The sequence below is a fragment of the Agathobaculum sp. Marseille-P7918 genome (assembly GCF_964248325.1).
GTDB lineage: Bacteria > Bacillota > Clostridia > Oscillospirales > Butyricicoccaceae > Agathobaculum.
Genome location: NZ_CAXTXI010000011.1, coordinates 72,240 through 93,319, shown reverse-complemented (window position 1 = coordinate 93,319; position 21,080 = coordinate 72,240). Strand labels below are relative to the sequence as shown.

At 51.6% G+C, this 21,080-nt stretch carries 21 protein-coding genes; 18 read left to right on the top strand and 3 right to left on the bottom strand.

The window, feature by feature from the left end; translation table 11 throughout:
- The first annotated feature begins 45 nt into the window (after nt 1-45).
- Complete coding sequence (locus ACESSO_RS13745) at nt 46-1,830, top strand: ABC transporter ATP-binding protein (protein ID WP_195303881.1); 1,785 nt, start codon at nt 46-48, stop codon at nt 1,828-1,830.
- Nucleotides 1,827-3,572: an ABC transporter ATP-binding protein gene (locus ACESSO_RS13740; RefSeq protein ID WP_373166088.1), complete on the top strand. Its 1,746-nt coding sequence runs from the start codon at nt 1,827-1,829 to the stop codon at nt 3,570-3,572. Before ACESSO_RS13745 ends, ACESSO_RS13740 begins: the two co-directional genes overlap by 4 nt.
- Before the next feature lie 6 nt (nt 3,573-3,578).
- Here the strand turns inward: ACESSO_RS13740 and ACESSO_RS13735 are convergent, their stop codons facing one another.
- Nucleotides 3,579-4,928 (bottom strand): relaxase/mobilization nuclease domain-containing protein, encoded by a 1,350-nt coding sequence (locus tag ACESSO_RS13735; RefSeq protein WP_302537249.1) that lies wholly within the window; start codon nt 4,926-4,928, stop codon nt 3,579-3,581.
- On the bottom strand, nt 4,889-5,218 hold the full coding sequence (gene mobC, locus ACESSO_RS13730) for a plasmid mobilization relaxosome protein MobC (RefSeq protein ID WP_003510872.1): 330 nt from the start codon (nt 5,216-5,218) through the stop codon (nt 4,889-4,891). Before mobC ends, ACESSO_RS13735 begins: the two co-directional genes overlap by 40 nt.
- 302 nt (nt 5,219-5,520) lie before the next feature.
- Between mobC and ACESSO_RS13725 the strand changes: the two genes are divergently transcribed.
- The 7 genes from ACESSO_RS13725 to ACESSO_RS13695 all read left to right on the top strand — a co-directional run bounded on the left by ACESSO_RS13725 (nt 5,521) and on the right by ACESSO_RS13695 (nt 13,525).
- Nucleotides 5,521-6,576 carry an AraC family transcriptional regulator gene (locus tag ACESSO_RS13725; protein ID WP_242946752.1) on the top strand — a complete coding sequence of 352 codons (1,056 nt, stop codon included), beginning with the start codon at nt 5,521-5,523 and terminating at the stop codon, nt 6,574-6,576.
- Nucleotides 6,577-6,693: 117 nt separating this feature from the next.
- The gene (locus ACESSO_RS13720; protein WP_072851193.1) at nt 6,694-7,299 is read left to right on the top strand and encodes an MptD family putative ECF transporter S component; all 606 of its coding nucleotides are present in this window, start codon (nt 6,694-6,696) and stop codon (nt 7,297-7,299) included.
- Nucleotides 7,300-7,302: 3 nt separating this feature from the next.
- Nucleotides 7,303-7,980, top strand: a complete 678-nt coding sequence (locus ACESSO_RS13715) for an energy-coupling factor transporter transmembrane protein EcfT (RefSeq protein ID WP_071430314.1) — start codon at nt 7,303-7,305, stop codon at nt 7,978-7,980.
- Nucleotides 7,980-9,461, top strand: coding sequence for an ABC transporter ATP-binding protein (locus ACESSO_RS13710; RefSeq protein ID WP_072851191.1), 1,482 nt, complete (start codon nt 7,980-7,982; stop codon nt 9,459-9,461). The genes ACESSO_RS13715 and ACESSO_RS13710 overlap by 1 nt, the downstream gene beginning before the upstream one ends.
- A 122-nt stretch (nt 9,462-9,583) precedes the next feature.
- Nucleotides 9,584-11,392 carry an ABC transporter ATP-binding protein gene (locus ACESSO_RS13705; protein WP_072851189.1) on the top strand — a complete coding sequence of 603 codons (1,809 nt, stop codon included), beginning with the start codon at nt 9,584-9,586 and terminating at the stop codon, nt 11,390-11,392.
- Nucleotides 11,385-13,133 carry an ABC transporter ATP-binding protein gene (locus ACESSO_RS13700; RefSeq protein ID WP_072851187.1) on the top strand — a complete coding sequence of 583 codons (1,749 nt, stop codon included), beginning with the start codon at nt 11,385-11,387 and terminating at the stop codon, nt 13,131-13,133. The genes ACESSO_RS13705 and ACESSO_RS13700 overlap by 8 nt, the downstream gene beginning before the upstream one ends.
- 20 nt (nt 13,134-13,153) lie before the next feature.
- The gene (locus ACESSO_RS13695) at nt 13,154-13,525 is read left to right on the top strand and encodes a metal-dependent transcriptional regulator (protein ID WP_373166087.1); all 372 of its coding nucleotides are present in this window, start codon (nt 13,154-13,156) and stop codon (nt 13,523-13,525) included.
- Between the two features lie 61 nt (nt 13,526-13,586).
- On the opposite strand, the gene ACESSO_RS13690 is transcribed toward ACESSO_RS13695, so the two are convergent.
- Nucleotides 13,587-13,916: a helix-turn-helix domain-containing protein gene (locus ACESSO_RS13690; protein ID WP_373166085.1), complete on the bottom strand. Its 330-nt coding sequence runs from the start codon at nt 13,914-13,916 to the stop codon at nt 13,587-13,589.
- 372 nt (nt 13,917-14,288) lie between these two features.
- Here ACESSO_RS13690 and ACESSO_RS13685 point away from each other — a divergent pair, with 372 nt between their 5' ends.
- From ACESSO_RS13685 to ACESSO_RS13645, 9 genes are all read left to right on the top strand, one after another.
- Nucleotides 14,289-14,837 carry a sigma-70 family RNA polymerase sigma factor gene (locus ACESSO_RS13685; RefSeq protein ID WP_373166084.1) on the top strand — a complete coding sequence of 183 codons (549 nt, stop codon included), beginning with the start codon at nt 14,289-14,291 and terminating at the stop codon, nt 14,835-14,837.
- The gene (locus ACESSO_RS13680; RefSeq protein ID WP_373166083.1) at nt 14,830-15,072 is read left to right on the top strand and encodes a helix-turn-helix domain-containing protein; all 243 of its coding nucleotides are present in this window, start codon (nt 14,830-14,832) and stop codon (nt 15,070-15,072) included. The genes ACESSO_RS13685 and ACESSO_RS13680 overlap by 8 nt, the downstream gene beginning before the upstream one ends.
- Before the next feature lie 426 nt (nt 15,073-15,498).
- On the top strand, nt 15,499-15,702 hold the full coding sequence (locus ACESSO_RS13675; protein WP_373166082.1) for an excisionase: 204 nt from the start codon (nt 15,499-15,501) through the stop codon (nt 15,700-15,702).
- 88 nt (nt 15,703-15,790) lie between these two features.
- Nucleotides 15,791-16,984, top strand: a complete 1,194-nt coding sequence (locus ACESSO_RS13670) for a tyrosine-type recombinase/integrase (RefSeq protein ID WP_373166081.1) — start codon at nt 15,791-15,793, stop codon at nt 16,982-16,984.
- A gap of 179 nt (nt 16,985-17,163) precedes the next feature.
- Entirely contained in the window at nt 17,164-17,424 is a 261-nt protein-coding gene (locus ACESSO_RS13665) for a hypothetical protein (protein WP_373166080.1), read from the top strand.
- An 860-nt stretch (nt 17,425-18,284) separates the two neighbouring features.
- Entirely contained in the window at nt 18,285-18,668 is a 384-nt protein-coding gene (locus ACESSO_RS13660) for a hypothetical protein (RefSeq protein WP_373166079.1), read from the top strand.
- A gap of 2 nt (nt 18,669-18,670) precedes the next feature.
- Nucleotides 18,671-19,018 carry a hypothetical protein gene (locus tag ACESSO_RS13655; RefSeq protein WP_373166078.1) on the top strand — a complete coding sequence of 116 codons (348 nt, stop codon included), beginning with the start codon at nt 18,671-18,673 and terminating at the stop codon, nt 19,016-19,018.
- A gap of 9 nt (nt 19,019-19,027) precedes the next feature.
- Nucleotides 19,028-20,398: a Mu transposase C-terminal domain-containing protein gene (locus tag ACESSO_RS13650; protein ID WP_373166077.1), complete on the top strand. Its 1,371-nt coding sequence runs from the start codon at nt 19,028-19,030 to the stop codon at nt 20,396-20,398.
- Nucleotides 20,399-20,418: 20 nt separating this feature from the next.
- Complete coding sequence (locus ACESSO_RS13645) at nt 20,419-21,069, top strand: ATP-binding protein (protein ID WP_373166076.1); 651 nt, start codon at nt 20,419-20,421, stop codon at nt 21,067-21,069.
- The last annotated feature ends 11 nt before the right edge of the window (nt 21,070-21,080 follow it).

Below are 21,080 nucleotides of genomic sequence, written 5' to 3'. Positions count from 1 at the left end.
ATATAGGTTAGCTTTGACTAACTATTTTAACAAGGAGGGATCACTTTGAAGCAAAAGAAACCAAGCAGCCTGACCCGCATCTTGGGCTATGCGGGCGGGCACAAGAACCTGACGATCCTGGGCTGTATCCTGTCCGCCCTGTCGGCGGTGCTGGGGCTGGCGCCGTATCTGTGTGTCTGGCTGGTGGCCAGAAGCGTGTTGTCCACTTGGCCCGGCCTGGACGGGGCCGGGAACCTGGGACTCTGGGGCTGGATGGCAGTGTGGACTGCCGTTGGCAGCATCCTGCTGTACTTTGCCGCCCTCATGTCCACCCATATCGCGGCCTTCCGCACCGCCCGGAACATCCGGCGCGCCGCCATGACCCATGTGCTGAAACTCCCCCTGGGCTTTTTTGCCGGGAACCAGTCGGGGCGGCTGCGCAAGCTCATTGACGACAACGCCGGGCTCACCGAGGACCTGCTTGCCCACAAGCTCCCCGACCTGGCCGCCACGGCAGTGACGCCTATCGCCGCCATCGTGGTACTGTTCCTCTTTGACTGGCGGATGGGTCTGCTGTGTCTGCTCACCATGGTACTGGCGCTGCTCTCCATGTGCATGATGATGGGCGGCAAGAACGCCGGCTTTTTCCACCGCTATCAACAGGAGATCGAGCGCATGAGCGGCGAGGCGGTAGAGTATGTCCGGGGCATCCCGGTGGTAAAGATGTTCCAGCAGACGGTCTACTCCTTCAAGGCTTTCTACGCCGCCATCCAGGATTACAGCGACTTGGCCAGTCAGTACGCCATGAGCTGCCGGACGGGCCAGACCTGTTTCCTTACCTTCATCAACGGGGCCTTCGCCCTGCTGATCCCGGCGGCGCTGCTCATCGCCTCCGGCGGGGATGTGCGTACCGCGCTGGTGAACCTGATCTTCTACGCCCTGTTCGCCCCTGCCTGCGGTCAGATGATCAACCGCATCATGTATATGAGCGAGGCGGTGATGGAGGCCGACGAGGCCATCGGACGCCTGGACGAGATCCTGAGCCAGAAGCCCATGGAGGAATCGAAGGTACAAAAGAAGCCGGCTGGCGACGCCGTGGTCTTTGCACACGTGACCTTCACCTACCCCGGCGCCGACCGGCCCGCGCTGGAGGATGTGAGCTTTTCCGTCCAGCCCGGCCAGGTGGTGGCTTTGGTGGGTCCATCCGGCGGGGGAAAGACCACCGCCGCCAGCCTGATTCCCCGGTTCTGGGATGTGGACAGCGGCAACGTCACCGTGGGTGGCGCGGACGTGCGGGAACTGGACAGCACCGCTCTCATGGGGCAGGTGGCCTTTGTGTTCCAGGATACCCGGCTGTTCAAAGAGAGCTTGCTGGAGAATATCCGGGCTGCCCGGCCGGATGCATCCCGGGAGGAGGTGCTTGCCGCCGCACATGCCGCCCAGTGCGATGACATCCTGGAAAAACTGCCCCAGGGGCTGGACACGGTGGTGGGCGCAAAGGGCGTCTATCTCTCCGGCGGGGAGCAGCAACGCATCGCCCTGGCCCGGGCCATTTTGAAGGACGCCCCCATCGTGGTACTGGACGAGGCCACCGCCTTTGCCGACCCGGAGAATGAGCATCAGATCCAAAAGGCCTTTGAGACGCTGACCCGGAATAAAACAGTGCTGATGATCGCCCACCGGCTGTCCACGGTGCAGAACGCGGACAACATCATCGTCCTCAGCGAGGGAAAGATTGCGGAGCAGGGCAGCCACAGCGCCCTGCTGGAAAGAAACGGTGTCTACGCCGCCATGTGGGCGGACTATCAGCGTAGCGCAAAGTGGAAGGTTGGAAAGGAGGCAGCGGTATGATAAAGAAATTACAACATATCTTCGCCCTCAGCGAGAAGGGTGCCAGAGACCTGGTGAAGGCCGTGATTTGGTGCTTTGTGTGCAATCTGGCCCTCATGTTCCCCGTGGGGGCGGTACTGTTCACGGTTCAGCATCTTCTGGGTTGCCTGGAGGGCGGCGGCAGTCCCATGGACGGGTTCTGGATCTATGTGGGCTTTGCCCTGGTGGTGCTGATCCTGCTGTTCGTCCTCCACTGGTTTCAGTACGCCTCCCTCTACATCGCCACCTACCGGGAGAGCGCCAACCGCCGGGTGAGCCTGGCGGAGACCCTGCGCAGGCTGCCCCTGTCCTTCTTCGGCAACCGGGATCTCAGCGACCTGACCTCCACCATGATTGCCGACTGCTCCAGCCTGGACCAGATGTTCTCCCACTATGTGCCCCAGCTGTTCGCCTCCGTCGGTTCCACACTGGTGATCGGGGTGTGCATGTTCGCCTGTGACTGGCGCATGGCCCTGGCTGTGCTGTGGGTGGTGCCCGTGGCGGTGGCGCTGACAGCGGGAAGTAAGAAGATCCAGGACGCCTTCGGAACGAAAAATATCCTGAACAAGCGGGCGGTGGCCGACTGCATCCAGGAGGGGCTGGAGACCATCCGGGACATCAAGGCCTGCCACCGGCAGGAGCGGTACCTTGACGGCCTGGAGGCAAAGCTGGCCGCCATGGAGGGCAGCTCCATCCGCTCCGAGCTGGCCACCGGCGTGTTCGTCTGCTCCGCCCAGGCCTTCCTGCGGCTGGGGCTTGCCACCACGGTGCTCACCGGCGGGGCGCTGCTACTGGCCGGGGAGCTCCCCTTCCTCTATTTCCTGGGCTTCCTCTTTGCTGCCGCCCGGCTGTATGATCCCCTGGGGGTGGTGCTCCAGAATATCGCCGCTACCTTCAACACCAAGCTGCAGATTGAACGGATGCGCTCCATTCTGGAGCAGCCGGTTCAGACGGGAACGGAGGATTTCTGCCCCAACCGCTACGACATCACCTTTGACCATGTCTCCTTTGCCTACCGGGAGGGTGCAGGGGTGCTGGAGGATGTGAGCTTCACCGCCCGCCAGGGGGAAGTCACCGCCCTTATCGGACCCTCCGGCGGCGGGAAGTCTACCGCCTGCAAGCTGGCCGCCCGGTTTTGGGATGTCACCGGCGGGAAGGTGTCCCTGGGCGGGACGGACGTGTCCACGGTGGACCCGGAGGCCCTCCTGCGCTCCTACTCCATGGTGTTCCAGGACGTGGTGCTGTTTCGGGACACGGTGATGGAGAATATCCGCCTGGGCCGCCGGGGCGCCACCGATGAGGAGGTGCTGGAAGCCGCCAAGGCCGCCCAGTGCGACGAGTTCATCCGCAAGCTGCCCCAGGGCTATCAGACGGTGATCGGGGAGAACGGTTCCACCCTCTCCGGCGGGGAGCGGCAGCGGATCTCCATCGCCCGGGCCCTGTTGAAGGACGCGCCGGTGGTGCTGCTGGATGAGGCCACCGCCAGCCTGGACGTGGAGAACGAAAGCGCCGTCCAGACCGCCCTCTCCCGTCTGCTTCAGGGCAAGACAGTGCTGGTCATCGCCCACCGGATGCGCACCGTGGCAGGAGCCGACCACATCGTGGTGCTGGAAAACGGCCATGTGGCCCAGCAGGGCACCCCGGCGGAACTGATGGAGCAGGGCGGCCTCTACCGCCGCATGGTGGAGCTCCAGAGCGAGAACGCTCAGTGGCGGCTGGGTTAATTCCGTCTATTCAAGTTCATTCGATCGTTCCTTCGGGAGTACAACATCCTCTGACCGTTCCAGTAAGATACGGACGTTTTGGTTGAGGGTGTCGTACTCCCGCTCCTCTCGCTGGGCTTTCTTATACTCCGATTGCAGAGCGGTTCTTCTGGCGGTGAGCTCGTCTATCTCGGCCCGGAGCCGCTTGGCGGCGGGCAGGGGTACGGCGTCCAGGCGTTTCAGCTCCCTTGCCGCCGCCTCGAACAGGATGATCTCGCCCTCATGCCCCCGGAGGAATTTCTCCTTGTCCCTGGACTGGCGGTATTCCTCATACAGGGGCCGGAGCTGGCGGTAGGTGGCGGCGTGCTTCATGGTGAGGGTCAGCCGCTCCATTTCCTTCTCCGTCGCCCGGAGGTCCGCCTTCACCCTGGCGGTGGCGGCCGCCGCCCCGTCGCACCGCTCGGACAGCTCCTCCAAACTTCCGATGCCATGCTCCGTCAGGAAGTTCAGCGTTTCCGCCGCCCGCTTCAAGTTCTCGATGGTCGCCCAATGCTTGTAGCCGGCGCTCTGCTGAGCTTTGATGTTGTTCTGGATGTCGATGAGCAGGCTGGGCTTCCCGGTGCGCTGTTTCGGCTGGCGGGAGGGGCCGGGCCTGCCGGCGATCTGAGCGGCCAGGGCCTCCTCGGCATAGTCGGCGCCCAGGGTTTTCAATCGGGTGAACCGCTCCTGGTCCGGAGCCCTGGCGGAGATGTACTTGCCCCGTTTCAGTTCGTACCCTTCCCGCTGGAGGCGGCGGAGCAGGTCCTCCAGGTCGGAGCAGCCGGGCAGCAGCCGGTCGATGGCGGAGCGCAGCTTCGCCTTGTAGCTGGTGCCGTTCTGTTCTGCCTGGTGTTCGATGTAGCTCTTGCCCTTGTCCCGGCCTGGGACGATGACGGACAGGCCATGCTCCTTGCAGATCCGGTCGCTGGTACGGCGGATGAAGTGATAGCTCCGCTTATTGGAGTGGTAGTGCCGGTGGTCCTGGAAACTGACCGCATTGAAAATCAGGTGATTATGGACATGATCCCTGTCTATGTGGGTGGTGAGGACAAACTCATACTTTCCGCCCAGAACCTCCCGCGCCAGCTCCATGCCGATCCGGTGGGCTTCCTCCGGCGTGACCTCCCCAGGCTCAAACGCCTGGATGAGGTGGCGGCCCAGGTTCGTGCCCTTGTCGATAGCATGGCGGCGGGTCCATGCAAATTCAATGTCGGCGGTTTCCGCGGTGCAGCCGAAGGAGGACACCAGCAGCTTCCCATCCGTCTTGTCTGGATTGCAGATATAGTCGATGGCCGCTTTCAGCGTTGACTTAATAGGATGCGTCTTTGTAACTGCCATATCTGCTCCAATCTCTCCCGTATCTCCTCCATATCGGCCTGATAAGCGGGGCCGCCGGCGTTCACCCTCTTGGCAATCTGGTTGATGTTCCGGCCGATGGAGCCCAGGGCCTTGGTCATCTCCCTGATGTCGGTGGTGTCCACCTGGATGATATACCCGTCAATCGCCATCTTCCGCAGGTAGGCGCCATATCGCTTTGTGGGGAGCTGGCTCATCTTCTCGTCGATGAGCCGCTTTTCCTCCTCTGTCACCCAGAACTTCATCTGGATATTTCGTTTTCGATTTGCCATGCCATTTCGCCTCCGTTTCTTATAAGGGTCTGGGACTATCCCAGCAAGCAATTTTTGTGTTTAGGGGCAGGGGTCCCCCTAAACCGAAAATCCGCCAGTGGGTACTCGCTGGCTGTGCTTGCTATCGTAACCCTACCCTCGTATTCTCCCTCTACTAATACTACAATTTGAAACAGAGATTTTGGCTATTTCCATCTAAAAATCTTTAACGTCATGGGCCTTTATCAAAATTTGACACAGAAGAAATTATCACATATACTTAATAGCAGTTAGTTATGGCGAACTGAAGGGAGGAATGGATAGTGCTGACCTATGAAAAACAAGCACTCTCTGGTGCGATTGAAATATTATCACGGTCTGAATTGCCAGATGAATTTGAAGGAACAAAGCTATACGGCTCTCCTGAAGAAGATGAACTGCGGCAGGATTGCAAAATTTTCCGGCTGTCGAATGAAACAGGATATGGGCTGATCACTGTTTATCAGGTTTTTCCGGGTATTGAACTTTACTACAACGATATGCACATAGGCTATTGTAACCAAAACCAGGCCACTGCGAAAAATATGATAGAGATTAACCACTGCCTGATTGGACGTTTCGAGTGCAGCTTTGGTGAAAATAGCTGCTGCTATATGGCGGAAGGCGATTTGTCGATCAGCTCCATGATGAAGAAAAAGTCAAATTCGTGTTTTCCGCTGAACCACTATCACGGTATTTCCATCATCATCAATCTGGATGAATTGTTGCCGGAAGTACGGCAAATCATGGAACTGTTGAATATTGATTTGCATTACATACAAAAATATATTTGCGAAGGAAACCGTTGCTGCATCATGCGGGCCAATCCGTCTATTGAACATATTTTTTCGGAACTCTATCATGTCCGGGAAAAAAGAAAACCAGGATACATGAAAGTCAAAATACTGGAGCTGCTTCTGTTTTTAAGCGATCTCAATACGGCAGAAGAGGTTTTACAGACGGATTATTTCAATCAAAATCAGGTCTCATTGATTAAAGCAGTAGCATCCTATATTACGGAGGACTTGACAGCACATCATACGATTGAACAGCTTTCCCAGAAATTCGAGATTTCTACAACAGCATTGAAAAAGTGCTTTCGAGGTGTCTATGGAACCTCTGTCTATTCTTATCTTCGTACCTATCGGCTTCAAGTCGCCAAAAAATTGTTGCTGGAAACAGAGTTGTCAGTAACGGAGATTGCAGGCAAAATCGGATATGAAAATCCGAATAAATTCACTTCTGCTTTCAAAGAAGCGTATGGCAGCTCTCCAACGGAGCTCAGAAAGAGTGTCCGTTTGGATAGAAGCGGGTCCGTATGGAGTGGCGAAGAAATCTGAGCTGTATTAAAATATCCTTTGTCAGATAAAAGCAGAAAGCCCGCTTGAAGCTGGCCTATTTTTTGAATAGTGGGTTAGGTACTGCTAACTTTCTGCAAGACAAAGGAGGATTTCCAAATGGAAAATGAAAAATCGACAGGTAACAAGTTCACTGTCAAAGACGCGGCAATCATCGGTATCTTCTGTGCGGTCATGTTCGTTGTATTTATGGTCTATTCGACACTGACTGGCGCTTCTCTGTTCTATTCCATGATTTTTAACGCCGCTGGTGCGGCTCTTATCCTCGCACCGTTCTATGTTTACATGTGCATGAAAGTCGGCAAGCATGGCCCCGCTCTTGTCTACAATATCATGTGGGCGATTATCGCCGGATTGATGATGGGGCCGTTTATGATCCCGTGGTTTTTGGGCGGCGGTATCATCGCAGAGCTTTCCATGTGCGGAAAGGATGCTTACCATGACATTAAGCGTGTATCTATTTCGTGGGTAATTACAGCATTGGTTCGCGCTGCACACGGTATGTCAGAAATCTGGTTTTTCAAAGACGCATTTCTTGCCACTGGCGTCAGTGAGCAGCAGGTTCAGGTTCAGACCCAGTATTACACCGATCCGAAGTATGTTATTTTGAGCCTGGCTGTTACTGTTATTCTGGCCATCCTTGGCTGCATGATTAGCAACAAACTGATTGTAAAGCACTTCAGAAAGAGTGGCGCGATTAAATAAACTATGAGCATGAAATTTGATTTTCGGACCAAATTGCTTGTCATAGTTCTCACTATGTCGCTTGTGGCGGTGCTCACAAGCGACATTTTGATATACACACTTTTGGGTGTTTTGAGCGTGTATCTGATTATTCAGGGCTTTGGCAGGCAGACAATAAAATATCTAATCGTCTGCGGTGTTTTTATCGTGTTGAGGCTGCTTTCAGGAGGACAGGGCATTACCATTCTTATGCCGGAAATGTTCCTGTTCATGGTGCTGCGTATTTTGATGATGGTTATGGCTGCGCAGCCCGTGATTGGTATGCCGCCGGGAGAAGTTGTAGCAGTTTTTAAGAAAATCCACGCTCCTGATGGAATTGCCCTGCCCGTAACCTTCATGTTGCGTTTCTTCCCTACTGTGCGCAGTGAATTTTCCGATGTGTTTGCCTCACTTCGGCTGCGAAAACTGTTGTCATGGAAACACCCTTTGGACGCAATGGAGTATATTGTTACGCCTGTTATTTTCCGTTCATCCAGAATAGCTGAAGAACTCGCAGCTTCTGCTGAAAGCAGGGGGATTTCCAATCCGGGAAAACATACCTGCCGCAGGAAGATAGAATTTCAAAAAAGAGATTGGATTATGTGCGTGGTTGCTGTTTGCGTAACCGCACTCTATTTTGTGCTGGAAAGGACGGTAGCATAATGATAAATGATAAAGCAAGGCGATCCGTTATCCAGTTTGAAGATGTATCTTTTGAATATCCGGGAGCCGAAACAGAAAGTATCCATCATATCAGCCTCGATATAAAAAAGGGCGAGTTCCTTGTTCTGACTGGCGGGAGCGGCTGCGGAAAAACAACTTTAACACGATTGATAAACGGGTTAGCTGAACAATTTTACGAAGGGACGCTGAAAGGGCGAGTCACACTGCTGGGACGCAGCATATCGGAATATCCTCTGTATGAAATCGGGAAAAAAGTAGGTTCAATCTTTCAAGATCCAAAGAGCCAGTTTTTTGCCAGTATTACAGAGGATGAAATTGCGTTCGGGTGTGAAAACTATGGCGTTCCGTATGAAGAACTGGATGGACGGGTTTCAAGTGCGATCAAACGTATTAACGGAGATATGCTGCGGGGGAAAGAAATTTATCCGATGTCCAGCGGAGAAAAACAGAAAATAGCGGTGGCCTCCGTCAATGCTGTTGACCCGGAAATTTATGTGTTTGATGAACCTTCGGCCAATTTGGATATGTATTCCGTTGAGGCGCTTAAAAATTTGATGGGTGGACTAAAAGCGGAAGGCCACACAATCATTGTTGCTGAACACCGGCTTTATTATCTTACTGACCTTGCAGACCGTTTTCTTTATATGGAAAACGGGAGCATAAAAGAAGAATGGACGGCGGGAGAACTGCTCTCTATTCCAGAAGAAAAAAGACGAGCCATAGGAATACGGGCGGCAGATTTACACCATATTGAAGTAGATATTCCCCCTACAAAAGAAAAAGATATGACGATGGAGGTAAAGGATTTGGCGTTTTCCTATCGCAAACATCCGGTTTTCCACGATATATCTTTTCGGGCGTATGCTGGCGACCTGATTGCGATTGTAGGCCATAACGGAATAGGGAAAACTACTTTGTCGAATATTCTTTGTGGTATGCAAAAGGAAAAAGAGGGTCAGGTCATATATAACGGGACAAAGGTATCTAAAGGCAAAAGGAAAAATTTTGCCTACTTTGTTATGCAAAATACAGATTGCCAGTTGTTTGGGGACAGCGTAGAAGAAGAACTGCTATTAAACGGAAAAGGCAGTACCCAGGAGCAACGCGATGATCTGCTAAAATTATATGGCTTGTTTGAATGGAAAGAACGGCATCCTGCTACTCTTTCCGGCGGGCAGAAACAGCGGCTCGCTCTCGCTGTATCGGATTGGATAGATACCCCCGTTTTGATTTTGGATGAGCCTACCAGCGGTCTTGATTTCAAAAATATGATGAGAATATCGGAGCATTTGAAAGCTCTGGCGCAAAAAGGAAAGACCATTTTAATCATTACCCATGATTATGAATTTGCTGCTATGACTTGTAATCGGGTTCTGCATTTTGTTGATGAAGGTCATGTAGAAACATTCTCATTACAGGAAAATCTTCCTCGATTATATTCCTGTCTGATGTGTCAATGAGTTGTGTGTCTGATTGGATAGATATGCTCTGTATGGAGTGGCAGAAATAACTAAATGATTTTATGATAATAGACGGGTTAGAAGTTACTAACCCGTCTATTACTACGAAAGGAGCCTTGCTTATGGAGAAGCAAAAAAATGGAGAGCTGTCCAGAATGTTCGGATATGCAGGGAAATTCCATGCTTTGACCGTTTTGGGATGTGTCCTCTCCGGGATTAGTACCATTTTATCTATGCTGCCTTTTGTTTGTATTTGGCTTGTTATCCGTGATTTAATCCAGGCGTTTGCCGCCGGGGATATATCTCTTGCAACGGAAAGCACCCATTATGCGTGGATGGCGGTTGTGTTTGCGGCAGCAAGCATTTTAATTTATTTTATCGCCCTGAACTGTACTCATCTGGCGGCGTTTCGTACAGCCACCAATATGAGAAAATCTGCAATCCATCATATCGTGACGCTGCCGTTGGGGTATTTCAGCCAAAATGCAAGCGGACGGCTCAGAAAAATCATTGATGATAATGCAGGCCTTACAGAAGGATTTCTGGCCCATCAGCTTCCCGATCTGACCGGAGCCGCAGTTATGCCGGTCGCCGTCATTATTTTGATTTTCCTTTTTGACTGGCGGCTGGGAATTTGCTGCCTGATACCTATGGGAATCAGTGTCATCTTTCTAAAACAGATGATGGGCGGAGATAATGCGCAGTTTATGGGCAAGTATATGACTGCACTGGAAACGATGAATAAAGAAGCTGTGGAATATATTCGCGGTATTCCTGTTGTAAAAGTATTTCAGCAGACTATTTATTCCTTCAAAAATTTTCACGCTGCAATAGAAGAATACGAAAAATTTGCTTCCGGGTATGCCTTAAAATGCCGTATTCCTCTTACTGGATTTACAGTAACACTGAACGGCACATTTGTTTTACTTATTCCAGTCGCCATGTTTATTTTGTCCGGGGTCAGCGGCCAGGCGGCTTATGAAAATGTTGTAATGGATTTTCTGTTTTACAGTTTGTTTACTCCGGTCTGTGCAACTATGATGAACCGTATCATGTTTGCCAGCGAGCAGCTTATGGCGGCTAAAAGCGCAGTCAACCGGGTGGATGAAATTTTGCAGGAACAGCCATTGAAGGAGCCGGAACAGCCCCTGATCCTGGCAGACGCTTCGATTGTGTTTTCGGATGTTTCCTTCGCCTATCCAGGTGCCAAAGAGAAGGCCTTAGACCATATCAGCTTTGAGGTTCCGACAGGAAAAACAGTGGCGCTCGTTGGTGCCTCTGGCAGTGGTAAAAGTACAGCGGCAAGCCTCATTCCCCGATTTTATGATGTTCAATCAGGTTCTGTTACGATTGGCGGCGTGGATGTACGCAATATCGAGAAGCAGGAACTGATGAAAAGAGTTGCTTTCGTATTTCAGAATACCCGTTTGTTCAAGGACACCTTGCTGAATAATATTAAGGCGGCCCGCCCGGACGCGACCAGAGAAGAAGTCCTGAAAGCAGCCGATGAAGCACAATGCAAGGACATTATTGACCGGCTCCCGGATGGGCTTGATACGCTCGTTGGAACAGGAGGCACATATCTCTCAGGAGGCGAAAATCAAAGGATTGCTCTTGCAAGGGCAATCTTAAAAGACGCCCCTATTATTGTACTGGATGAAGCCACAGCATTTGCAGATGCCGAAAATGAACATCAGATACAGCTCGCTTTTGAGCGGCTGACCCAAAACAAAACGGTTCTGATGATTGCCCACCGGCTCTCTACGATACAAGACGCAGACCTTATCCTGGTGTTCAAGGAGGGGCAGATTGCAGAAAGAGGTACGCATGAAGAATTGGTAGCCTTAAATGGTATTTATTCTTCTATGTGGAAGGATTACCAAACCTCGATTGCCTGGAAGGTCGGAAAGGAGGATGAGCAGCATGATTAAGGCGTTAAAAAAGAAGTATGCGTTAAGCGATCAGGGTGCAAAAGACCTGATAAAAGGGATCGTTTATTCGGTGCTGGCCAATATCAGCCTTATGTTTCCTGTTATTCTTCTGGCTATCGTCCTCAATCAGCTTCTTGCGCCTGTTTTGGGAGCGAGTGCGCCAGAGATCAGTGCCGCCGTTTACACTGTGATTGGAATTGTGATTTTAGCTGTTGTTTTTATTTTTCATTATTGCCAGTACACCGCAGCATATCTCGGAACGTATGACGAAAGCGCAAGGAGGCGTATCGGTCTTGCGGAAAAATTGCGCACCCTTCCGCTGACCTTCTTCCACCAGCGTGATCTTGCTGACCTGACAAGCACTATTATGGGAGACTGTGCAAACTTTGAGCACGCATTTTCCCATACGGTTCCGCAATTCTTTGGAGCAGTTATCTCTACGGGGATTGTTTGTATCGGTTTGCTGATTTTCAACTGGCAAATGGGCCTGGCTCTTCTCTGGGTAGCCCCGATTTCATTTGCAATCGTTATTCTGTCACGGAAATGGCAGGAAAAACTCAGCAAAAAGCACATGAACGCAAGACTGGAGCTTGCAGAAGGCATTCAGGAGTGCTTGGAAACCGTACAGGATATAAAGGCTTGCAATCAGGAAGAAGATTATCTTCGCAAATTGGACGCAAAGATGGATGCTGCGGAAAAAGCACAGATTTCATCCGAAATGACAACGGCAAGTCTGCTGACAACCGGCCAGATGTTTTTACGGCTCGGTTTGGCAACGGTGATTGTAGTAGGTAATAGTCTTGTGGTAAGTGGAGATACCTCTCTGTTTACCTATATCCTGTTTTTGATTGCTGCCTCACGCCTCTACGATCCACTTTCCGGGGCGATGTCAAATATGGCGGAGCTGTTTTCTGTACAGCTTCAGGTAAACCGCTTGAAAGAAATAGAGGAATACCCGGAAGAAACCGGCGAGAAGAATATCCATACAAACGGGTACGATATTACATTCGATCATGTCCAGTTTTCTTACGAAAAGGGCAAACCGGTACTGAGGGATGTTTCGTTTACTGCAAAACAGGGACAGGTCACAGCATTGGTTGGCCCGTCCGGCGGCGGCAAAAGTACAGTCGCAAAACTGGCAGCCAAATTTTATCCTCTGGACGGAGGAAGAATACTGTTGGGCGGAACCGATATTGCTCCGCTAAATTCAACCATGTTGATGAAAAACTTTTCTATCGTTTTTCAAGATGTTGTGCTGTTTAATAACACCATCATGGAAAATATTCGTGTCGGTAAAAAGGACGCAACGGACGAGGAAGTGGTTGCCGCAGCTAAAGCAGCGCAGTGTGATGAATTTATTTCAAAATTGCCGGACGGCTATCAGACGGTAATCGGAGAAAATGGTTCAACACTATCTGGCGGTGAGTGCCAGCGCCTTTCTATCGCACGCGCTCTTTTGAAAGACGCTCCTGTTATTCTTCTGGATGAAGCTACTGCTTCTCTTGATGTAGATAACGAAACTGAAATTCAAAACGCAATATCCAGGCTGGTAAAAGGCAAGACGGTTCTTATAATCGCTCACAGAATGAGGACGGTGGAGTCTGCTGATAACATCGTTGTATTGTCAGATGGTATTGTAGCCGAAAACGGAACTCACGAAGAACTTATGAAAGAAAATGGCCTATATCGTAGACTGGTCGATTTGCAGACAGCTTCTGCAAATTGGAAGTTAAGCGTTTAATTCGTAATAAGGAGGTACTGATGAAACTTCATGCGTCCGGGGAGGACTATCTGGAGGCTATCCTTGTTCTCCATAAGAAGATGGGCATGGTGCGCTCCGTGGATGTCGCCCGGCACCTGGAGGTCACAAAGCCCAGCGTGTGCCATGCGGTGGTGACCCTGCGGGACGGGGGCTTCCTGACGATGGACAGCGACTATTTCCTGCATCTGACCGATGTGGGGCGGGAAGTGGCGGAGCAGATCTACGAAAAGCACCGCTTCTTTACCGACCGGCTGATCGAGGCCGGCGCAGACCCGGAAACAGCGGAACGGGACGCCTGCCGGATGGAGCATGTCATCAGCCAGGAATCCTTCGAGCATCTGCGCGATGCCTATAAAACAAAAAAAGAATGATATGCCCGCATAGCAGACGGGTAAAACAGTAACGCGGCCGGGCACATCGAACCCGACCGCGTTACTCGTCTTTCTGGAAGGTTTCCGCCTGTTTGCAGAGCGCGATAAATTTTTCGATCTCTGCTTCGCTTTTCCCGGCAAAGAAGTCCACAACTGTTTTCGAGACTGTCTGATTTACCATTTCCGGGAAGATGGCGGCGTCCACGCTGATATTCAGTTCTTTGGCGACAAGGACCACCGTTTCAAATTTCGGATTACTCTGGCAGGTCTCCAAATCTATGATCGTGCGGGGGTTCATACCGAGGCGTTCAGCTAACTGCTTCTGCGTCAGATGCTGGCGCTTCCGTTCTGACCGCACCTTCCATGCAAATAGATCCAGCGGACTGTTCACTACACATCACCTCTACATCATTGTAGGGTGTGCTTCCGCTCATATAAATAACCATAGAACTCATGTAAAGTGAGTTATAACTCATATTTCGGAGTAAAGGGAGATATGGATGAGAGCGCCAACACAAAGGAGGTCAAAATAAGGCGGGGTTTACCGCTTATGCGGCGGACGCCCATGCCACTACGAAAAATATTCCAATAACGCAGCAGCGAGCCATGCTCATGAAAGTGAGTTATGGCTCGCTTTTTATATACTGCAGCTCATATCCAACAAAGCCCGTCCCCGTGACCGCCTGCGCCTGGGCGTGGGCTGCCGCTCCCCGCCCCGTTTCGTTCCGGCCTGTCAACCTGAACGAAACGAAAGGAGCCAAGTATGAGCGGCAAAAAATTTTTTCAGATAGATCCCGAAAACCAGCCAAACAGGACCTCTCGTGAACGAGTAGTGAGCGAAAGGGGAAGAAAAGAATTGCCTCCCGGCACGAAGGGAGGTGAGAACTTGAAACCTGACCGCCACTACGAGCACAAGCAGTACGCCTTTGACAGCTACTGCAAGAAGGTGCTGAAATGCGAGGCGTGCAACGGCTATCGCCAGATCAGCCGGCGCCAGAAGCGTTTCACATCTTTGGAAGAACTGTCCGAGGCAGAAATGGCCCAGCTTGCGGTATATGATCGCTACCCGTGGGAATACACGACCTTCCCTGTGGGAGGGGCCGTGATCCTGATCGAGGACGACGGGCTGGCCGAGGCGCTTCTTGGGCTGTCCCAGGAGGACCGGGAAATCTTTATGATGCACTGGTTCCTGCGGATGACCGACGCACAGATCGCCAGGTACATAAACATGCCCCGCCGGACGGTCAATACCCGCAGGCATAAAGCCTATCGGCTGCTGACAGAGCTGATGGGAGGTGAAGCGGATGACTAAATCTGCGCGCACGCGGGCATCGCTGATCCCTTACCCGGTGATCGCCGCCGCTGTCGGAGGCGACCCCGAAGCGGTGAACCGGGTAGTCTGGCATTACTCCGGCTACATCGCCGCACTGTCTACACGGACGAGCTATGGCCCTGACGGCTATCCCCGTCCCCAGGTGGACGAAGATCTGCGCGGTCGGCTGGAAGCAAAGCTGATTATTTCTATCCTGGATTTTGACCTGAGCTGATCCAGGGCCGGGCGCTGCGTGTTCCCCTTTCCACGCGGAGTCCCGTTATAGCTCCTTGACAAAGAAAGCCCGGCGGGAGGCCTCCGGCGCAGCATAAGGCAGACGGATACGATCTGTCTGCGTGGAGCCGGTCGGCCGGTGCGCCATGACCCTGTTGTAAGTCCGCAGGACGGGACCCCTGCTAAACAGGAGAGCGACAAAACCGGGTCGTAAAACAGGTGTGGCAACCTGTGGGCGATGATATGCAGGCAGGATAATGAGACTCGCGCATTGGACGCCCGCAAAGCATCGTGCGCCGCACCCATCAGCATGGGCCGGGGTGAAATTCCCGTGGAGCTGTGCCAGCAGCCATCCGTTTTCTGCCTCTTATTTTTTGCAACACCGTCCTCTGAAAGGGGACGCGCAAATTTTTAGGAGGTGTTGTATTTGAACACGAACGATATTCCTATCTGGCAAAAATACACGCTCTCCATCGAGGAGGCGTCCAGATATTTCCGTATTGGGGAAAAGAAGCTCCGCAGGTTAGCCGAGGAAAACCCTAACGCAAACTGGCTCATTATGAACGGCAACCGCCTCCAGATCAAGCGAAAGCAGTTTGAGAAAGTCATCGACGAACTGGAGGTCATTTAACGAAGCCGGCTGACAATGGGCCAAGGGCGCGGTATAATAATGGTAGCGTATCGAGGCTCATTCCAGCGATGGAAGGGAGCTTTACATCATGTCAGAGAAAAGACGCGATAGCAAAGGTCGAATTTTAAGGACTGGAGAGAGCCAGAGAAAAGACGGAAGATACGCTTACAAGTACACGGACGCCTGCGGTAAAACTCAATTCGTGTATGCCTGGAAACTTGTTCCCACTGACAAGACCCCCACGGGCAAGCGGGATGACATCTCGCTCCGTGAGAAGGTCAAGGAGATCCTGCGGGACCTGAACGATGGGATCGACACCATCGGTAAGAAGATGACGGTCTGCCAGCTTTACGCCCGGCAGAACAGCCATCGGAAGAATGTCAAGCGGAGCACCGAGAAGGGCCGGGAATACCTGATGTCCGCTCTGAAAGAGGACCCCCTGGGTTCCCGGAGCATTGACAGTGTGAAGCTGTCGGATGCCAAGGAATGGACCATCAGGATGAGTGAGAAGGGGTACGCCTACAAGACCATCAGCAACTGGAAACGGTCTTTGAAGGCCGCCTTCTACACAGCGATTGAGGATGACTGCATCCGCAAAAACCCGTTCAACTTTGCCATCGCCGATGTCCTGGAGGATGACACGGAGGAAAAAGCCGCGCTGACCCAGGAGCAGGAGGACCGCCTCCTGGCCTTCGCCGGCAGCGACCCGGTCTACCGGAAGTATTGTGATGAGATCATCATCCTGCTGGGGACCGGTCTCCGTGTTTCCGAGCTGTGCGGCCTGACAACGGACCTGGATTTTGAAAACCGCTGCATCCATGTGGACCATCAACTCCTGCGGGACAGCGAGCTCGGCTACTATGTGGACGAACCCAAGACCAAAAAGGGTGTGCGGCAGATCCCCATGAGCAAGAAGGTCTACCAGGCGTTGAAGCGGGCTGTGAGGAGCAGAGGCAAAGCCGCCCCGGTCAATATCGGGGGCTACACCAACTTCCTGTTCCTTAACCAGAGCGGCCTTCCCAAAACGGCGTCCTGTTACGAGAGCATGTTCCAGGGGCTTGTCAGGAAGTACAACAAGAACCACAAGCCTGAGGAGGCACTGCCGAACATCACACCCCATACCATGCGCCATACATTCTGCACTCGCCTTGCCCACGCTGGGATGAACCCCAAAGACTTGCAGTACATCATGGGACATTCCAACATCACCATGACGCTGAACTATTACGCTCATGCGGATTATGCTTCCGCAAAGGCGGCGATGGACAGGCTGGCGGCATAGTAGTAAGCCGCTGTTTCTACTACGGTTTTACTACTTTCCAATGCCAAATGAGGCTCCGAAATGCCATGATATGCGGGGTATCTTCCGAAACGCAAAATGCTGGAAATGTTTGATATAACAAGCCTTTCCAGCATTTGCGGAGATATGAAAAGATAATCAGAAAATCGGTAGAACTTTTCATGGAAAAATTGCTTGTTTTTGCAGGGATAATAACAGTGATTTTTGTTAACCTCCCTCACAAAACCGGCATAATGTCCGGGAAAAAAGCGCATAAACCGGGAAAAGAAGAACGAGGACTCAAGGCATGGAAAGTGCTTTGGGTCTTTTTTTATTGGGTAAAAGGGGAATGGAAGGGGAAGAAAAGTTGCAAAAAGAGGGAAAATGAAAAACGAGCAAAAAGAAAAAATGTCGTTTTTAGAGAGACAATCGGCCTGTTTTAGGTGAGACGGAATGGAAAAGGGAGGAATTGGAGCAGATCGAACGGAATGGGTTTGGAATGGAAGAGAATGGGACAAATGGGGCGCATTAAGAATAGAAAAGTTCCGAATCCCGCGTCACGCAATTATTCGGAGTTTACAGTTCCTTACAGATATTGGACGGAGTTTGTGAGAAGAATCCGGATTAAACGGCCAAAAAGTGCGTTTTTAACCGAAAAATTGCTTGTTTTCGCAGGGATAATAACAGGGAGTTTAAGGGTAATTGCAATTATGCGAAGATTTTCGAGATAGATAGAAGAAAGGTAACAGCAGAAATATTACAAATTTTAGACTAAAACACTGGTTTAAGGGTAGTTTGTATTGTCAAAAGTTCGGAAATTTATTTTACGTAAATAACGGATTTATGCGGAGATTTTGAAGGCAAAACGCAAAAAGCTCAGCGTAATTCAAAGAATTATTCGAAGATTTTGTGTTCCAGAGGAGGGGCGTCGTGGAAAAGCAAGGCAAACGAACATGGAAAATCCGTTTTTACAGCCAAAAGAACCAAGCGATATGTAGCGTGCACTCAGGCGGTGTACAATGGCATCAAGTAGCTCGAGAAGCGTGGGGAGAAATTTAAGGATAATTGCAATTACCGTGAGATTTTGAATAGCATATTTTCGCGGTGTTAAGATAGATTGCGAAAATTTGTTGGGATTATAACTGATAATCAAGAATAATGCATTGTTTAAGGGGAGATAGGTTGCAAAAATAATTTCGCTTAAATAAAGCATTTATCCTGAGATTTTAGAGGCAAAACGCAAAAAGCTCAGCGTAATTAAAAGAATTAACCGAAGATTTTGTGTTCCAGAGGAGGGTGCGTCATGGAAAAGCAGGGCAGACGAACAAGGGAAATCCGCTTTTACAGCCAAAAGAACCAAGCGATGTGCAGTGTTCACTCGGCTGGTGCGCGGGACTACACCAAATGGTTGGAGGAACGAGAGGATGTGCGCGGCTACGAAGCCAATATTGCTTGGGACACTGCCTTTCTCAGTCGGATTGATCGCGTGGATATTCGCGGCTCGTATCTGACTACGGACTGGACAAGCGATTTTAAGCTGTTCTTCACAGACGGACATATCGGTATCCGGGAGATGATCTTGAAACGAAAGTTACATGAGCGCGCCTATGTGGAAAAGCTTGAGCTGTCTCGTCGGTACTGGAAAGCACAGGGCATCGAGGATTGGAAACTGGTAATGGAGGAATGAGCATGTTTATCAAGGTGCTGGAGGAGATCTATCATGTGCTGAGACAGGAAACAGACGGCTGCTGGGTGATTCGGTTCGAGAACCCGCAGCGGCCGCAGTTTCTGTCTGCTGTACAGATGGAGGTCTGTCAACGTGTGCCTGCTCCCAAACGGTATCTGAAAAGTACAGATGCGAAACGAAAACCCAGCAAAGCAGAAACGAAAAAGACTGCCATGTTGCAACCAATGATCGATGATCTGTACTGCGTTTCAGATTACAAACGGCGAAAGGAATTATCTGAGCAGATTGCAGAAAAGTACCATACCACGCCGAGACGGATCTACCAGCTATACCTGCTGTATCTGGCGTAGGGCAGTCTAATGCGCAAACCGCGAGAAAGCCATTTTGGTAAGCAAACCAATATCCAGCGTACTTTCCAGGAGGCCATCGAAACGCTGTACTACTCAGCCAAGCGTCCGTCCTTGCGGTCGGTGTACGATTGCATGCTGCTTGAGCACTTTACGGATGATAACGGGAAGCTGTTGGAAGGTCACCCGACATGGAGTAGCTTCCGGCAGTATTACTACTCTCACGGATTGCACAAGGGCAGCCAGAAGCAGATCAGCAGGGAGGGCCTGACCAACTACCAGCGCAACTACCGGATGCTGTTCGGCAACGCGCAGAACTGGAAAAATCAGATCGGATGCTATCAAATGGATGCCACACAGGGAGACCTCTATCTGGTGTCCAGTCTTGACCCCAATACCGTGATCGGCAGACCGAACCTGTATTTAGCAGTTGATACGGTCACTGGTCTAATCGCTGGATTTTACGCGGGCATGGAGACCGGAGAGCAGGCGGTGCTGTACTGTATAGCTAACGCAGCACAGGACAAGGTAAAGTTCTGTGCCAAGTACGGCATCACGATCACCGCAGACCAATGGCCGAGCGCAGGACTGCCGGGAGAGATTATCACAGACCGTGGCCGGGAGTTTTGTGGGTCTCGAATTGACACCCTCTGTAAACGGTACGGCATCGAACGTGAAAGCCTGCCCCCGTTCCGTCCGGATCAGAAGGGACTGGTGGAAAAGAGTTTCAGTTTGATTCAGAACTATTACACCGCAGCCCTTCGTGGTAAGGGCATGATTGAAGCAGATGCGCAGGAACGCTGGGCAACCGATTATCGCAAGCAGGCGTCACTTACCTTGAATGGTTATGTCAAGCTGCTGATTCACACGATCGTCTATCTCAACAGCGCAAGGGTGCTGAAAAACCATCCCCTTACTGACGAGATGCTGCGCGACCATGCGACACCTACCGCAGCTGGTTTGTGGCGCTGGTTTGCTGAGATGGGACGGAGTAGCTTGCTGGAACTCGACCCGCAGGAATACGAACTGCTGGCATTATCGCAGGGAGAAGCTACCGTAGATCGACATGGCGTGCGTTTTCGTGGCTTCCATTACGGGGCAAAGGAGTACCGCAGTTTACTGGAAAAACTGATGCGCAGGAAAGTGACTGTGTCTTATGATCCGGAGCGCACCGATCTTTTGTATCTGGTGCAGGATGACGAGTATATAAAATTGCCGCTGACCAAGGCGTGCAGTCGGTATCGCAATCAGTCCTATGCCGAAGCACAGCAATACCGTGCCGCAGAGCAGGACGCTAAGCAGCAGTGCAGTGCAGCCGAAACGCAGGCCCGGGTCGATCTGACAAGACAAATTCAAACTATTGCATCTACATCTAAACGGTAAAGCAAAAGGAGGAAAGTACCATGTCGGACAATCCTTGTCTGGACAGCGTACCCGAAGAACTGAGTAAAGCGGACTTTGTGCAGCAAATCAAAAGCACACCCGATTTTGCAGGTGTGCCGCTGAACAACCGCATCGCCAAACTGGGTGAGCTGTTTGTGCCAATGGATTATATGTATACGGTTTATGATCTGCTGCTTCGCGCAATCCGCACCACCTATCTGACTATAACCATGCTGGACACGATCCGCCAGATACAGGGACTGCGGCAGGAGAGCGTTTCCAGCTTCGCAACAGAGGCGGAGAGTGGTTCGATTCTGGGCGTTCCGGGCGTCGGCAAGAGCTCCACTGTCCGGCGGTGCTTGTCCCTGATTCCTCAGTGCGTGACCCACAGCGAATACAACGGCAAGCCGTTCTACAAAAAGCAGATCCTGCATCTGTTTGTCGAGTGCCCGTCCGACTGCTCGGTGAAAACACTGGCATACAGCATTATTGCAGCGGTGGATCGTGCAATCGGGTCGGAGTATTTTCGGTTTGCTGCCAAACAGAGCCGGTTGTCTGCCAGTGCGCTGGTGACACAGGTGAAAATCATCTGCCTGAACCATGCGGTTGGTGTGATCGTGGTCGATGAGATCCAGAACGCTATTCAGGTGGCGGTGCATACGTGGATGTGAATATGCACTGC

Coding starts and splice junctions, on each gene's coding strand:
- ACESSO_RS13710 (WP_072851191.1), top strand. CDS start 7,980: ATGATAAATGATAAAGCAAGGCGATCCGTTATCCAGTTTGAAGATGTA.
- ACESSO_RS13720 (WP_072851193.1), top strand. CDS start 6,694: ATGGAAAATGAAAAATCGACAGGTAACAAGTTCACTGTCAAAGACGCG.
- ACESSO_RS13660 (WP_373166079.1), top strand. CDS start 18,285: ATGGAAAAGCAGGGCAGACGAACAAGGGAAATCCGCTTTTACAGCCAA.
- ACESSO_RS13735 (WP_302537249.1), bottom strand. CDS start 4,928: ATGGCAGTTACAAAGACGCATCCTATTAAGTCAACGCTGAAAGCGGCC.
- ACESSO_RS13705 (WP_072851189.1), top strand. CDS start 9,584: ATGGAGAAGCAAAAAAATGGAGAGCTGTCCAGAATGTTCGGATATGCA.
- ACESSO_RS13715 (WP_071430314.1), top strand. CDS start 7,303: ATGAGCATGAAATTTGATTTTCGGACCAAATTGCTTGTCATAGTTCTC.
- mobC (WP_003510872.1), bottom strand. CDS start 5,218: ATGGCAAATCGAAAACGAAATATCCAGATGAAGTTCTGGGTGACAGAG.
- ACESSO_RS13740 (WP_373166088.1), top strand. CDS start 1,827: ATGATAAAGAAATTACAACATATCTTCGCCCTCAGCGAGAAGGGTGCC.
- ACESSO_RS13680 (WP_373166083.1), top strand. CDS start 14,830: ATGACTAAATCTGCGCGCACGCGGGCATCGCTGATCCCTTACCCGGTG.
- ACESSO_RS13645 (WP_373166076.1), top strand. CDS start 20,419: ATGTCGGACAATCCTTGTCTGGACAGCGTACCCGAAGAACTGAGTAAA.
- ACESSO_RS13665 (WP_373166080.1), top strand. CDS start 17,164: ATGGAAAAATTGCTTGTTTTTGCAGGGATAATAACAGTGATTTTTGTT.
- ACESSO_RS13650 (WP_373166077.1), top strand. CDS start 19,028: ATGCGCAAACCGCGAGAAAGCCATTTTGGTAAGCAAACCAATATCCAG.
- ACESSO_RS13670 (WP_373166081.1), top strand. CDS start 15,791: ATGTCAGAGAAAAGACGCGATAGCAAAGGTCGAATTTTAAGGACTGGA.
- ACESSO_RS13685 (WP_373166084.1), top strand. CDS start 14,289: ATGAGCGGCAAAAAATTTTTTCAGATAGATCCCGAAAACCAGCCAAAC.
- ACESSO_RS13695 (WP_373166087.1), top strand. CDS start 13,154: ATGAAACTTCATGCGTCCGGGGAGGACTATCTGGAGGCTATCCTTGTT.
- ACESSO_RS13655 (WP_373166078.1), top strand. CDS start 18,671: ATGTTTATCAAGGTGCTGGAGGAGATCTATCATGTGCTGAGACAGGAA.
- ACESSO_RS13700 (WP_072851187.1), top strand. CDS start 11,385: ATGATTAAGGCGTTAAAAAAGAAGTATGCGTTAAGCGATCAGGGTGCA.